Annotated in this window: 12 protein-coding genes; 6 read left to right on the forward strand and 6 right to left on the reverse strand. The window is 74.8% G+C overall.

Features of this window, described 5'->3' with window-relative positions:
* Nucleotides 1–12 precede the first annotated feature (12 nt).
* Complete coding sequence (locus tag OG587_RS40935) at nt 13–1,434, forward strand: acyl-CoA carboxylase subunit beta (RefSeq protein ID WP_329084219.1); 1,422 nt, start codon at nt 13–15, stop codon at nt 1,432–1,434.
* Nucleotides 1,435–1,696: 262 nt separating this feature from the next.
* Here the strand turns inward: OG587_RS40935 and OG587_RS40940 are convergent, their stop codons facing one another.
* Together OG587_RS40940 and OG587_RS40945 are read right to left on the reverse strand one after the other, a co-directional pair.
* Nucleotides 1,697–1,840 (reverse strand): hypothetical protein, encoded by a 144-nt coding sequence (locus tag OG587_RS40940; protein ID WP_329084220.1) that lies wholly within the window; start codon nt 1,838–1,840, stop codon nt 1,697–1,699.
* A gap of 110 nt (nt 1,841–1,950) precedes the next feature.
* Nucleotides 1,951–2,445: a DUF3145 domain-containing protein gene (locus OG587_RS40945; RefSeq protein WP_329084221.1), complete on the reverse strand. Its 495-nt coding sequence runs from the start codon at nt 2,443–2,445 to the stop codon at nt 1,951–1,953.
* Between the two features lie 205 nt (nt 2,446–2,650).
* Between OG587_RS40945 and OG587_RS40950 the strand changes: the two genes are divergently transcribed.
* Genes OG587_RS40950 through OG587_RS40965 form a run of 4 tightly spaced genes read left to right on the forward strand, consistent with a single transcriptional unit; the run spans nt 2,651 to nt 7,297 of the window.
* Nucleotides 2,651–3,718 carry a S8 family peptidase gene (locus OG587_RS40950; RefSeq protein WP_329084222.1) on the forward strand — a complete coding sequence of 356 codons (1,068 nt, stop codon included), beginning with the start codon at nt 2,651–2,653 and terminating at the stop codon, nt 3,716–3,718.
* A gap of 34 nt (nt 3,719–3,752) precedes the next feature.
* On the forward strand, nt 3,753–4,361 hold the full coding sequence (locus OG587_RS40955; RefSeq protein ID WP_329084223.1) for an RNA polymerase sigma factor: 609 nt from the start codon (nt 3,753–3,755) through the stop codon (nt 4,359–4,361).
* The gene (locus OG587_RS40960; protein WP_329084224.1) at nt 4,358–4,822 is read left to right on the forward strand and encodes a hypothetical protein; all 465 of its coding nucleotides are present in this window, start codon (nt 4,358–4,360) and stop codon (nt 4,820–4,822) included. The genes OG587_RS40955 and OG587_RS40960 overlap by 4 nt, the downstream gene beginning before the upstream one ends.
* Complete coding sequence (locus OG587_RS40965; protein ID WP_329084225.1) at nt 4,823–7,297, forward strand: CHAT domain-containing protein; 2,475 nt, start codon at nt 4,823–4,825, stop codon at nt 7,295–7,297.
* Between the two features lie 79 nt (nt 7,298–7,376).
* Here OG587_RS40965 and OG587_RS40970 read toward each other — a convergent pair whose 3' ends face one another.
* The 3 genes from OG587_RS40970 to OG587_RS40980 are packed head-to-tail and all read right to left on the reverse strand — an operon-like array spanning nt 7,377 to nt 9,964.
* Nucleotides 7,377–8,213, reverse strand: coding sequence for a sulfurtransferase (locus OG587_RS40970; protein WP_329084226.1), 837 nt, complete (start codon nt 8,211–8,213; stop codon nt 7,377–7,379).
* Between the two features lie 48 nt (nt 8,214–8,261).
* Nucleotides 8,262–9,377 (reverse strand): alkaline phosphatase family protein, encoded by a 1,116-nt coding sequence (locus tag OG587_RS40975; RefSeq protein ID WP_329084227.1) that lies wholly within the window; start codon nt 9,375–9,377, stop codon nt 8,262–8,264.
* Nucleotides 9,374–9,964: a DUF5998 family protein gene (locus tag OG587_RS40980; RefSeq protein ID WP_329084228.1), complete on the reverse strand. Its 591-nt coding sequence runs from the start codon at nt 9,962–9,964 to the stop codon at nt 9,374–9,376. Before OG587_RS40980 ends, OG587_RS40975 begins: the two co-directional genes overlap by 4 nt.
* A 478-nt stretch (nt 9,965–10,442) precedes the next feature.
* On the opposite strand from OG587_RS40980, the gene OG587_RS40985 reads away from it, so the two are divergent.
* Nucleotides 10,443–10,982: a hypothetical protein gene (locus tag OG587_RS40985; RefSeq protein ID WP_329084229.1), complete on the forward strand. Its 540-nt coding sequence runs from the start codon at nt 10,443–10,445 to the stop codon at nt 10,980–10,982.
* Here the strand turns inward: OG587_RS40985 and OG587_RS40990 are convergent.
* Complete coding sequence (locus OG587_RS40990; RefSeq protein ID WP_329084230.1) at nt 10,979–13,597, reverse strand: bifunctional acetate--CoA ligase family protein/GNAT family N-acetyltransferase; 2,619 nt, start codon at nt 13,595–13,597, stop codon at nt 10,979–10,981. The genes OG587_RS40985 and OG587_RS40990 overlap by 4 nt on opposite strands.
* Nucleotides 13,598–13,620: the final 23 nt, after the last annotated feature.

Here is a 13,620-nt window from a genome sequence, read left to right on the forward strand (position 1 = left end):
AAGGGGCTCGTGATGACTGTGCTCGACAACGGGGTGGTGAGCGAGGACTCCGATCAGGAGCCTCTTGATCCCCGTGACCCTCAGGCGCGTCTCTCCGCTCTGCTCGACGAGGGGTCGATCCAGCTGATCTCGCCGGTCGACCGCAGTGGCATCCTCGCCGCGACGGGCCGCGTGGAGGGTGTGCCGGTCGTCGCGTTCGTCAGTGACGCCCGCGTCCAGGGCGGTGCGATGGGCAGCGAGGGGTGCGAGCACATCGTGCACGCCTACGACGTCGCGGTCCGCGAGCGGATTCCCGTCATCGGCGTCTGGCACTCCGGCGGCGCCCGCCTCGCCGAGGGCGTGGAGTCGCTGCACGCGGTCGGCCGCGTCTTCGCCGCGATGACCCGCGCCTCCGGCGTGGTCCCGCAGCTGTCCGTGGTCGTCGGCCCCGCCGCGGGCGGTGCCGCGTACGGCCCGGCGCTGACCGACATCGTGATCCTGGCCGACGAGGGCCGCATCTTCGTCACCGGCCCCGACGTGGTCCGCAGCGTCACCGGCGAGCAGATCGACATGGCCGCCCTGGGCGGCCCCGAGCCGCACAGCAAGCGCAGCGGCGTCGTGCACGTGATCACCAAGACCGAGACGGACGCCTACGTGCAGGCCCGCCGCCTGGCGGTGCTCCTCGGCCACCAGGGCCGGGTGCGCGCCGAGGTCGAGGAGGTCGACTTCTCCGGCCTGCTGCCCGACAACGTGCGCCGCGCCTACGACGTGAAGCCGCTCGTCACGGGCCTGCTCGACGAGCCGGGCGTGGAGCTGCACGCCAAGTGGGCACCCAACGTCGTCACCACCCTGGGCCGCCTCGGCGGCCGGACCGTGGGCGTGGTGGCCAACAACCCGATGCGCCTGGGCGGCTGCCTCGACTCCGCCTCGGCGGAGAAGGCCGCACGGTTCGTCCGGATGTGCGATGCCTTCGGGGTGCCGCTGGTCGTCCTGGTGGACGTGCCCGGCTACCTGCCGGGCGTCGGGCAGGAGCACGACGGCGTGGTCCGCCGCGGCGCCAAGCTCCTGCACGCCTTCGCCGAGGCCTCCGTGCCGCGGATCACCCTGGTGACCAGGAAGGCCTACGGCGGCGCCTACGTCGCGATGAACTCCCGCTCGCTGGGCGCGACCAAGGTGTTCGGCTGGCCGACGACCCAGATCGCGGTCATGGGCGCGGTCGCCGCGGTCCGTGTCCTCAAGCGCCGCGAGCTCGCCGCCGCCCCCGAGGAGGAGCGCGCCGCCCTGGAGACCAGGCTCGCCGAGGAGCACGAGATCCTCGCCGGCGGCCTCGACCGGGCCATCGAGCTCGGCGTGGTCGACGAGGTCATCAAGCCCGAGGAGACCAGGGGCGCCATCGCCAGGGTCCTGGCCCAGGCGACCCCCGCCAGGGGGGCCCACGGCAACATCCCCCTCTGACACCCCGACTTCCGACGAGCCCCCACCGGTCCCGCCGGCGGGGGCTCGCCCGCTTTCCCGCCGCCCTTCCCTCGCCGAGAACCTCCCCTTCGGAAATCTCCCTTCGGGAACCTCTCCTCGGGAACCTCTCCTCGGGAACCTCCGCTCGGGAGCCTCTCCGCCGATCCCCTCCGCCCGGGAGCCCTCACCGCCGGGAAGTCCTCCGCTCTTCCCCCGCGGAGGGAGTCCTCCACACGGTGACGCCGCCCCCGGAGCCGGACGGTCACGGCCCGGGAGCCCGCGGGAGCCTCCGTACGAGAGGCGCGGGGTGGTAGAGCGTCGCCAGGTGGGTCAGCTCGATCACCACCGCGGGAGCCTCCGTACGAGAGGCGCGGGGGCCGAGGGGCTCGACGGGCCGCGAGGACACCGCCGCGGGTCACCTCCCGGGGCGGAACGGCCGCCGGGCACGTTCCAAACCCGTGTCCGGGACGGCCCTCCAGCACGAGGGGGCGGACGCGACCCGCAGGAGACGCCCGATCAGACGGCGGCGTGCAGCCAGCGGACCGGAGCGCCCTCGCCCGCGTAGCGGAACGACTCAAGCTCGGCGTCCCACTGCCTGCCCAGCAGGCGGTCGAGCTCCTCCTCCAGCACCACGCGGCCCTGGCGGGCCATCAGCATGGCCGAGCGCAGCCGGTCCTCCGGGACCAGGATGTCGCCGTTGGCCCCGACCACGGCCGTGAAGGCGCCGAGGGAGGGGGTGTAGGCGTGCCTGGTCCCGTCGGCACCCGGCGAGGCGTCCTCGGTGATCTCGAAGCGGATCCGCTGCCAGCCCATCAGCGACGAGGTGATGGCCGCCGCGGTACCGACACGGGCCTCCCACTCGGCCTGCGCGCGCACGTGACCGGGCGCGGCGGGCTGCGGAGTCCAGGTCAGATCTACGGGCACGCCAAGGACACCTGCGACCGCCCATTCAATATGAGGGCACAGCGCAGGCTGAGCTGAGTGGACGTAAAGCACGCCACGAGCAGACACCGGACCTCCCGTTTCGTACGAGGTGCGCCTTCCCCAACGGCCTCGTACCAGGATGATCACAAGTGACTGAAGGAGAGACTACCGTCGGTCGTGACGTCGCACCAGAGGGGGGTCATACCGAGATGTTGTGCCGCGGGCACTTGGCCAGGGCATCCTCGGGAATGAAGAAAACCCCGCGAACTGGTGAGCGCCCCCGGAGGACCAGATGAATACCGGTATCGAACGGGTCGAACCCATCCCCGGTTCGCCCGCCCTGATCAGGAAGGGCCAGATGCTGACCGACGCCTCGGGCCTCGCGACCACCGCCCGCTGGGCCGACGCGGTCACCGAGATCGGGGGGATCTACCGGGTGCGGCTCTCGCCGGGCGTGGACGTCTGCGACCTGGTGGCGTCGGTACGGGCGCGGGGCGTGCGCGCCTCCCCCAACCACATCCTGACGGGCCAGCCGCTCTACTTCGGGGGCCCGGCCTCCCGGCCCTTCCCCCGCGCCGCCCTCCCGGCGCCCGAGCCCGTCCCGGCCGGGAGCGCGGCGGACGCCGTGACGGTGGCGCTGGCCGACACCGGCCTGGCGGAGCACCCGTGGTGGCAGGAGAGCCCGTGGTTCCTGGAGCGGGGCCGGGAGGCCGACGAGGTGCCCGACTCCGACGGCGACGGCGAGATGGACCTCCAGGCGGGGCACGGCACGTTCATAGCCGGGCTGGTCCTGCGGTCCGCCCCGCTGGCGCGGCTGCGGCCGATCCGGGTGCTGGACGGCCACGGCGTCGGGGACGAGGCCGGGCTGCTGCGCCTCCTGGAGCGACTGCGGGCCGAACCGCCCCGGGTGCTCAACCTGTCCTTCGGCGGGCACACCTTCGACGACCACCCCTCCCCGCTCGTGGAGGCCGCCCTGGAGGGACTGGCCGGTACGGTCACGGTGGCCTGCGCGGGCAACACCGCCTCCGACCGCCCCTTCTGGCCCGCCGCGTCACCCGGGGTGATCGCCGTCGGGGCGCTGGACGCGGACGGGAGGGCGAGGGCCCCGTTCTCGGCGTACGGCCCGTGGGTGGACGCGTGCGCCCGCGGCGAGTGGCTGTCCAGCACCTTCCTCGAACACGGGCCGTTCAACGGCTACGCGCGCTGGAGCGGGACCTCCTTCGCCACCGCCCTGGTGAGCGGGGCGATCGCCGCGGCGTGCGCGGACCGGCCCTCCCCCGAGGCCGTGAAGCACGTCCTCGACCCGGCGGGGACCAGACGGATCCCCGATTTGGGAGTCGTCGTGCCCATGCCCGGCTAAAGTCTCACCCAAAGTCTTCGCGTGAACACGCAGAGTGTTCTTCGTGGTCCTGGAGGTGCCGGTGAGCGACCAGCGCACGATCGACGCCGTCCCGGTGGACGACCAGGCGGCCTGGGACGCGCTGGTCACCCGTTTCACGGGGCTGCTGTGGTCGGCCGTGCGCGCCTACGACCTGAGCCCGGCGGACGCCGCCGACGCGGTGCAGGGCACCTGGCTGCGGCTGCTGGAGAGCCTGCACACCATCCGCGACCTCGACAGGATCGGTCCCTGGCTGTTCACCACGGCCAAGCGTGAGGCGTCCCTACTGAGCCGGCGGCACCGGGGCGAGCGGCTGGTCGCCGACCCCGGCGAGCACGCGAACGCCGAGCACGCGCGGCTCGCCCCGGCCGGCGCCGGGCACGCGCACGCCGATCCCGCGCTGACCGTGCTGAGCGCAGACGAGGGCCGCCGCCTGTGGCAGGCCGTCGACGAGATGCACGAGCCGTGCCGATCGCTGTTCCGGCTGATGGCCACGGCCCCCGACGCGGGCGTGCATCAGCTGGCCGGGCGCCTGGGCATGCCCAGCGGCAGCTACGGCCCCACCCGGGGCCGCTGCCTGAACCGGCTCCGCACCATGCTCACCGCCCGGGAGGCGACACCGTGACGCGACATCCGACGGCGATCGACGACGAGTCCCTGATAGCCGCGCTGCGCCTGGCCTCGGGGAGTGACCCGGTGCCCGCGCGGGTGACGGACGCCGCCCGCGCGGCCTTCGGCCTGCGGCTGCCCGACGCCACCACGGCCCGCCCCGTGGCCACGCCCGTACCGCGAGGCGTCCGGTCCGCCGAGGAGCCCCGGCTGCTGAGGTTCACCGCCGCCGAGCTCACGGTGGAGCTGGAGATCACCTCCCTGGACGGCCTGGTCGACCTGGCGGGCCAGGTCACCCCCTGCCCCGAGGCGGGCACGCTGGTCGAGATCCGCACCCTGCACCTCACCGAGTCGCGCGCGCTGTCCCCGACGGGCCAGTTCGCGGTCACCGGCCTGCCGCCGGGCTGGTTCAGCGTGGTGTGCCGCCGGCCCGGGGACTCCCCCGTGGTCACCAGCTGGACCCGGATCCGCCCGTAGGTGACCCTCGACGAGGCACTCGCCGACGCACTCGCCGACGCCGAGCACGCGGTCGACCTGTCGGGCAGCGACCCGGCCCGCGCCCTCGCTCTCGCCCGCACCGTGCTGGCCTCGCTTCCCGCGTCCTGCCGGGCGGGTGCCCCGGAGGGCGGCGCGGCGGCTCGCCTCGCGGGGTGCGGGCACTGCGAGGCCGAGGCGGTGGCGCACCGGGCGCTGGCGGTGGCGGCGCGCGAGCTGGGCGACCTGCCGTTCGCCGAGGAGCGGCTGCGCCGGGCGGTGCGGATCGCGCTCTCGGCGGGGCTGCCGCACCGGGCGGCCCAGGCGCGGCTGTCGCTGGTCCACGTCCGTACGGAGCTGGGCCATCCGGAGCAGGCGCTGGCCGTCGCCGCGGACGCCGAGCCCGGCCTGACCCCGGCCGAGGTGGGCAAGCTGGGCGTGCACCGGGCCGTGGCCCTGGCGCGGCTCGGCCGCTACCGCGAGGCCGTCGACCACTGTGACCGGGCCGTGCCCGTTCTCGGCGGCGACGTCAGGTTCCTGGCCGGGGCGATGCTGAACCGCGGGCTCGCCCGGGTGTTCCTCGGGGAGTTCGGGGCGGCGGAGGCCGACCTGAGCCGGTGCGCGGAGCTGGCGAGGGACGCGGGCCTGGAACACGTTCTCGCGCTCGCCGAGGGCAACCTGCCGTTCCTGGCGGCGCGGCGCGGTGACCTGCCCGCCGCGTTCAGCGCCTACCGGCGCGCCGAGGACATCCTGGTCGGCTACCCCGAGCGGCTGGCGACGGTGCGCTGCGACCTGGCCGAGGCCCTGATCGCCGCCCATCTGCCCGGCGAGGCGCGGGTCCTGCTGGAGATGGCGGTTCCCGAGCTGGCGGCGGCGGGCGCCGGGACGGCGCTGGCCGAGGCCCTCCTCCTGCTCGCCAGGGTCGAGCTGCGCACCGGTGATCCGCGCCGCGCCCGGGAGAGCGCGGAACTGGCCGCCCGCGAGCTGGCCGCGCAGGGGCGGGCGGTCCTGGCGCCGGTCGCCGAGGAGATCCTCCTGCGGGCCCGGCTCGCGCTGGACCCGCCCTCGGCGGAGCTGCCCGCGACGATGCTCTCGTGTGCCGACGCCCTCGACGCCGCCGGGCACCGGGACACCTCGGCGGCGCTCAGGCTCACCTCCGCCGAGGTCTCGCTCGGTCTGGGCGACCGGCCGGCCGCCGAGCACCAGCTCGCCCTCCTCGCCCGCTCGGGCCGCGGGGTGGTCGCCCTCCAGGCGACGGCGCTGCTGCGCTCCCTGGCCGGAGACCGGCGGGGGGCGTTCGCCGCGGTGCTGGCCGGTCTGGCGGAGGTGGGCGCCGGGACGAGGACGTTCGAGGATCCGGTGGTACGCGCGCACGCCGCCAGGGCGGGTGAGCCGCTGGCCGGGTTCGGGCTGGCCCTGGCCATGCGGACCGGGCGGGGCCGCGCGGTCCTGACCTGGGCCGAGCGGTGGCGGGCGGTCACCGGAGGTGCCGGACGGCCGCTCGCGCCCCGCCCGGCCGCGCTGCGGGCGGCGCTCGGAGAGTCGGTCCTGGTGGAGTTCGTCCGCCACGAGGGCGATCTGGTCGCCGTCGTGGTCACCCGGGACCGGGTGACGCTGCGCCGCCTCGGCCCGTTCCCCGCCGTCGCCGAGGCCACCGTCCGCCTCCGGTACGGGCTGCGCAGGACGCACCTGCTCGACGGGAGGGCCCCCGAGCCCGGCGCGGAGGCCGCGGAGCTGGAGCGGCTCCTCTTCGGCCCGCTGCGCGACCGGCTGGGCGACCGGCCGCTGGTGATCGTGCCGACCGGGACACTGCACACCCTGCCCTGGCCGCTGCTGCCGATGAACGCCGACCGGCCGGTGACCGTGGCGGCCAGCGCCGCCGCCTGGCTGGCCGGGCGGCGGGCGCCGGCCGTACGGGACGGGAGGGTGGCGGCGGTGCCGGTGGCGGTGGCCGGACCGGGGCTGCGGTACGCGGAGGCCGAGGCCCGCATGGTCGGCGGGTGCCATCGGGGTACGGAGCGGGTGGCGGCGCGGCGGGCGGAGGTGATGGCGGCGCTGGAGCGGGCCGACGTGGCCCACCTGGCCGCGCACGGGATGTTCTCCCCGCGCAGCCCGCTGCTGTCGAGCATCGACCTCGACGACGGCCCGCTGATGGCGTACGACCTGCTGCGGCTGCGCACCCCGCCCGGCCTGGTGGTGCTGTCGGCGTGCGACGCGGGGATGGCGCACGCCCCGGCGGACGGGGCGCCCCTGGGGCTGGCGGGCACGTTCCTGTCGATGGGGACGCGGTGCGTGGTGGCCAGCCTGGTGCCGGTGCGCGACGAGGAGACGCTGACGCTGATGACCGCCTTCCACGGGGCGCTGGCCGCCGGTGACCCGCCCGCGCGGGCGCTGGCCGTCGCGAGCGGGAAGACCGGCGTGGCGGGCTTCGTCTGCTTCGGCTGCGGGGATCGGCCGCCGACGGCCGGCCGCGAGTGACCGGTCGCTCAAGGCGGCCGGCCGGGAGGATCAGGTCGCCCGGGACGGCCGGCCGTGGAGAGGCGGTGGCCCGGGGCGGTCAGCCCGTGGCGACCGGCCGGGAGGGGTCGGTCACCCAGTCGGACCACGACCCGACGTAGAGCGCGGCCGGGATGCCGGCCACCTCCAGGGCCAGCACCTCGTGCGCGGCCGTCACTCCGGATCCGCAGTAGGCGCCGACCTCCACCCCGGGGACGACGCCCAGGGTGTTGAAGCGTTCGCGCAGGAAGTCGGGCAGGTGGAAGCGGCCCGAGGGGTCGACGTTCTCACCGGTGGGGGCGCTGACCGCGCCCGGGATGTGCCCGGCGACCGGGTCGATCGGCTCGACCTCGCCCCGGTAGCGCTCGGCGGCTCGGGCGTCGAGCAGCACCCCGTCGGCGGCGAGCTCGCCGGCCCGCGCGGCGTCGAGCACCGGCATCCCGCCCGGCCGCGCCTCGAAGTCGCCGGGCTCGGGACGGCTCTCCTCGACGGAGACCGGCCGGCCCTCGGAGGCCCAGGCGCGCAGCCCGCCGTCGAGGACCCGCACGTCGGGGTGGCCGAAGTAGCGCAGGAGCCACCAGGCGCGGGCGGCGGCCGCGCTGGAGTCGGCCCCGTCGTAGACGACGACGCTCCGGGAGCCGGACACGCCGAGCCGGCGCATCGCCTGCTGGAACGCCTCGGCGGAGGGCAGCGGGTGGCGGCCTCCCCTGCCCCCCTCCCCGGCGTGGGCCGCCAGGTCGGTCTCCAGGTCACAGAAGACGGCGCCGGGGATGTGCCCCTCGCGGTAGGAGTCGATCCCGGCCGGCCCCGTGGGCAGGACGGCGAGCTTCCAGCGCACGTCGAGGACGCTCACCCCGGCCAGGCCCGCCAGCTCGGCGGGAGTGATCAGCGGGTTCATCGGATACCTCCAGCGTGGAGCCCCCCGGCTTCGGCCGTGGGGAGGATGTCAACGGGTGCTCGTCTCCAGGAGAGGAACGTACTGCTCGGCGGGTGTCAGCGAGCCGTGGCAGCCGATGAACCCCGCCTCGTGCGGCTCGGCGACCGAGGCGACGATGGCGCAGTCGGTGTACGGGACGGCGAGGACGTCGCCGATCCTGGGCAGCCATTCCCGGCGGACCTCCGGCCCGAACCAGCCGGACTCGACCGCCTCCTCCCTGGATACCACCCAGGCCTTCCCGGCGAGAACGTCGCGCCAGGTGTCGAGAACCGCCGCCGAGGCGCCGGGGGCGGCGTAGAGGTGGCGGGCCCTGCTCTCCCCGCCGAGCAGGGCGAGGCCCTCGCGCAGCGCGGGGAGGGCGTCGACGTCGACGCGGTCGGTGACGTTGATCATGCCGTGGTCGGCGGTGACGTACATCGCCGAACCCGGCGGGAGCGTCTCCGCCAGCCGCTCGGCCATCCGGTCGACCAGGGCGAGCCGGCCGAGCCAGGCCGGGGAGCCCCAGCCGGTGACGTGGCCGGCGGAGTCGAGGTCGCCGTAGTAGACCGAGACGTGGGCCCGGGGCTCGGCCAGCGCGTGGCGGACCCCGGCGATCCGGTCGTCGACCTCGTCGGCCCCGACGAAGCGCACGCCCCGGTAGACGGCCCTGTTGAAACCGGTGGTCTCGAACTTGGCCGGGCCGACGTAGCTGACCGGGACGCCGGCCGCCGCCGCGCGCTCGTAGACGGTCGGGGCCGGCTGCCACTCGCCGGGCTCGACAAGGGGGCCGGGGGTGGTCCAGCGCAGGCAGTTGAGCAGGTAACCGGCGCCGGGCACGGCGAGCTGGTAGCCGAGCATGCCGTGCCCGCCCGGCGGCAGGCCGGTGCCGAGGGCGGCCAGGCTGGTCACGGTCGTGGCGGGGAAGCCCGCGGTGAGCACCCCGCCGGGCATGGAGGACAGGAACGGCGCGACGCCGGGGTGGGCACGGAGCAGCTCGGCGCCCATGCCGTCGACGAGGAACAGCAGGACCCGCTCGGCCGGGGCGAGATCCAGCGGGTTGTCGCCGTCCACCCCGACCGCGGCGAGCAGCGAGGAGGAGAGGTCCGCGAGCGAGGCCGTCCCGTACGCGGGGATCAGGGGGTTCACGAGGCGGTGCGGGCGGTGGCCTCCGACAGTGCCTTGGCGAAGGCCAGCACGTGGGAGACGGCCTCCGGCCCGTCGGCCGCCTCGCTCACCCGCAGGGAGAGGTCGTCGGCCGTGATCGCGCCGGTGTATCCGTGGTCGGCCTCGCAGTTGTCGTCGCCGCAGGTGGCCGGCTCCAGGTCGACGTGGGAGATGGCTCCCCAGCCGATGGTGAGCGTGACCTCCGTGGGCGGCACTCCGGGCACGTAGGAGGCGGGGTCGGGGACGACCCGGGTGACCGCGACCGACTGGATCCGGCTGAGGCGCACGGCCTCGGTGGTCGTGGAGGCGTGGGACGCCGAGACCCCCTCCACCGGGGGGTGCTCGTCGGTGTGGCAGACGAGCAGCCGGGTGGGTGAGAGCACCAGCACGGTGACGTGCCTGCGCACCTCCATGGCCGGGTCGAAGGTGGCCTCGTGATGCACGACGTAGGCGCCCACCTGCTCCTTGCCGAGCGCGGACTCGACCGCGTCGGCGACCAGGTCGGGATAGTAGCCACTGCGGTCGATGGCGTCACGCAGGCCGGCGGACGAGAGTCGGGTTTCCCTCATGGGTCCATCCTGCCCTGTCCGGGGCAGCGCTTTCACCGGGAGCACCTGAGCTTCGGCCGGCGGTGCAAATCGTGATGCGGTCCGCCATCGCCTTTTTCCGGCCGTGAAAGCGCCATCGGGGGCGGTCCGGGTGCCTCCGGGTAGCCGTTCCTGCCGGTGACTTTCCCCTCCGATCGGTTTGGCGCGATCCTTTCGGGGTTACCGGGAGCAGTGGTGGGGGTGGCGTGCGCGCGGCGTCCCGCGGGCAGCGGTAACGGGCGATTCCACGTATTTCTCACCTTGTTTCACATATCTCGGATTGCTTTTCACCGCTTCCGAATTGGAAACGGTGAATCCCTACCGGAATCGGGGGCGAGGGAATATGACCGGCGAGGATCCGGATTCAGTGGAACGGGCCGGGCCGGCGCGGCCGGACCCGCCGGGACGGGGCGGGCCGGCGCGGCGGACCGGCCTCTCGCGCCTCGCGGCGGCCCTCCCGGTGACCATCGTGACGGCCGCCATGACGACCGCGGCGGCGACCGCCGTGAGCCCGCCCATCTCGGCGGACTTCCCCGGTGACCTGGTCCTCACCACGGTTCACGACGGCCCGTTCGAGGCCGGCGGCACCGGCACGTTCTCCATCGACGTCACCGCGAGCCCCGGCTCCGCCGGGATCACCCGTCCGACCGAGGTCACCTACCACTTCCCCTCGGGCCTGACCCCGGTACGCGCCTCGGGCACGGGCTGGAGCTGCCGGATCACGGCCGGGGTCGTCGACTGCGACACGCGCGACCTGGCCGCCCCCGGATTCCAGCTTCCCCGGATCACGGTCGGCGTGGCCGTGTCGCGGAACGCCTCGGGGACGCTGACCGCGTCCGGCAGGGCCGTCCACGTCGACGGCATGGACGGCATGGACGGCATGGACACGGTCGATCCCGGCCAGGAAAGCAGCCCGGAGACCGCCATGGAGACCGGTCCCGCGCCCGCCACCGTCGCCAGCACGGTCCAGATCGTCCCCGCGCTCCGGCGGACGGGTTAGCCGAGGCGCCGGGGACCGCCGTCGGGGCGCGGGCCCTCGTGGCTGCGAAGTACGGCGCGGGCGCCCAGCACGATCGCCCCGGACTCCCCCACCAGCACCGGGTCGAGGGTGAGCCGCGCCACCTCGGGGAGGTCGTCCGCCAGCCGCCCGAGCCGGATCAGCAGGTCCTCCAGCGCCTCGACGGCGACCGGCGGGTAGCCGTACTCGCCGAGAAGAAGGGGCGCGGCGCGCGGCGACCTCACCAGCGCCACGGCGTCCTCCCTGGTCAGCGGGGCCAGACGGTACGCCTCGTCGCGCAGCAGCCGCGCGGTGATCTCGCCGAGCCCGAAGGAGACCACCGCGCCGAAGGCGGGGTCGTCCATCACCCCGGCCACGGTCGGCACCGCGGGCTGCGGCGCCATGCGCTGCACCGCGAGCACGGCCTCGGGTTCGAGCTGGCGCGTCAGGTCGGCGTAGGCGTCGCGCACCCCGTCGGGACCCGACAGCCCGAGACGTACGGTCCCGGCGCGCTTGGCCGCCTCGGGGCCCGCGGCCTTCAGCACGACCGGCCAGCCGAGCCTCGACGCCACCTCGACGGCCTCCTCCGGTGACTCCACCGTCTCCGACGGCCAGACCTCCACCCCGTAGTGGGCGAGCAGTTCCGAGGCGTCGATCTCGGCCGGGGCGTCCGTGAGCGTCGCGAGCACGAGGTCACGCGCGGCGCCGGCGTCGACGCCCTCGAGCTCCTCGGGCAGTCCCGCGGGCTGCTCCAGCCAGCGCGCGTGCCGCACGACGTGGGCGAGCGCGCGGACCGCCTCCTCCGGCGCCGCGTACGAGGGGATGGAGCCCCGGCCGGGTACGGCGCCGACCCGCAGCTCGTCGAGCATGCCGATCTTGCCCTCGAAGGTGGCCAGCACCGGTTTGCCGCAGTCGCGGGAGGCGCGCAGCAACTCGGCGGCGACCTCCGCCCCGTTGCCGGGGATGGGCGGCATGTAGATCGCGACCACGGCGTCCACGTCCGGGATCACCGAGGCCAGCGCCGCGCCGAACTCCTCCGCGCAGGCCCGCGCGCCGAGGTTGACCGGCGGCCGGGGCTCCAGGCCCACCCGCACGCAGGCGTCGGCCGCCAGGAGCGCCATCGCGTCGGAGTTGCTGACCAGTCCCACCCTGGGCCCGGCGGGCAGCGGCTGGTAGGCCAGCAGCTGCGCCACGTCGAACTGCTGGATCAGGTCGTCGACCCTGATCACCCCGGCCTGCTCGAACAGCGCGCTGAGCGCGGTGTCGGGCAGGCCGAGCACGGGCGCGGCGTGGCCGGTGGGCACGTCCTGGGTGGTGCCGCCGCTCTTGACGACCACGATCGGCTTGCGGCGCGAGATGCGCCGCGCGAGGCGGGCGAACTTGCGGGGGTTTCCCAGCGACTCCAGGTAGAGCAGGATCACGTCGGTCCGCGGATCCTCCTCCCAGTACTGGAGCAGGTCGTTGCCCGACACGTCGGCGCGGTTGCCCGCCGAGACGAACGAGGAGATCCCCATGCCGCGCTGGGCCACCCGCTGCAGCAGCGCGGTGCCCAGGGCGCCCGACTGGCTGAAGAAGCCGACCCGGCCGAGCCCGGGGAGGGTGGCGGCGAGCGTGGCGTTCAGCCGTACCGCGGGGTCGGTGTTGGCGACGCCGAGGCAGTTGGGGCCGACGACCCGCAGGCCGTACGCGCGGGCGATGCGCACCAGCTCGTCCTGCCTGGCCCGGCCCTCGGCGCCGGTCTCGCCGAACCCCGAGGAGACCACGATCAGCCCGCGTACCCCCTTCTCCGCGCACTCCTTGACCACGTCGATCACCCCGTCGGCGGGTACGGCGAGCACGGCGAGGTCCACCTCGCCGTCGATGGCCGTCACGCTCGGGTAGGCCCGCACCCCCGCGACGGCCCGCGCCTCGCGGTGCACGGGGTAGACCGGGCCGGTGAAGTCGGCGCCGAGCAGGTTGCGCAGCACGGTCTGGCCGACGCCGCCCGGTTCGCGGCCCGCTCCCACGACCGCCACCGAGCCCGGTGAGAGCAGCCGTTCGATGGAGCGGGACTCGGCGCGGTGCTCGCGGGAGGCGGTCACCTCCTGGGCGGTCTCGGTCGGGGTGAGGTCGAGGGTCATCCTGACCACGCCGTCGGCGAAGCGGCTCTGCGCGGTGTAGCCGACCTGCTTGAGCACCGCCATCATCTTCTGGTTGGCGGGTAGCACGTCGGCGACGAAGCGGGCGATGCCCTTCTCCCTGGCGGTGGCGGCCAGGTGTTCGAGGAGCACGGAGGCGACCCCGCGGCCCTGGTGGGCGTCCTCGACGAGGAAGGCGACCTCGGCCTCACCGGGCTCGATCCGGTCGTAGCGGATGACCGCCACCATCTCGGTGCCGATCGTGGCGATCAGCGCCACGCGGCTCTCGTAGTCGACGTTGGTGAACCAGGTGATCTCCCGCTCCGACAGCCGCGGCCGGGGGCCGAAGAAACGGAAGTAGATCGACTCGTCGGACAGCCGGCCGTAGAAGGAACGCAACCGGTCGGCGTCGGCGGGCCGAATCGGGCGTACATGGGCGGTGCCACCGTCCGACAGGACGACGTCCGCCTCCCAGTGGGCGGGATACTGAGCAGCCTCCACAGTCCCGAGAGTAGACGCGAATC

The organism is Streptosporangium sp. NBC_01469 (assembly GCF_036227305.1).
Classification (GTDB): domain Bacteria; phylum Actinomycetota; class Actinomycetes; order Streptosporangiales; family Streptosporangiaceae; genus Streptosporangium.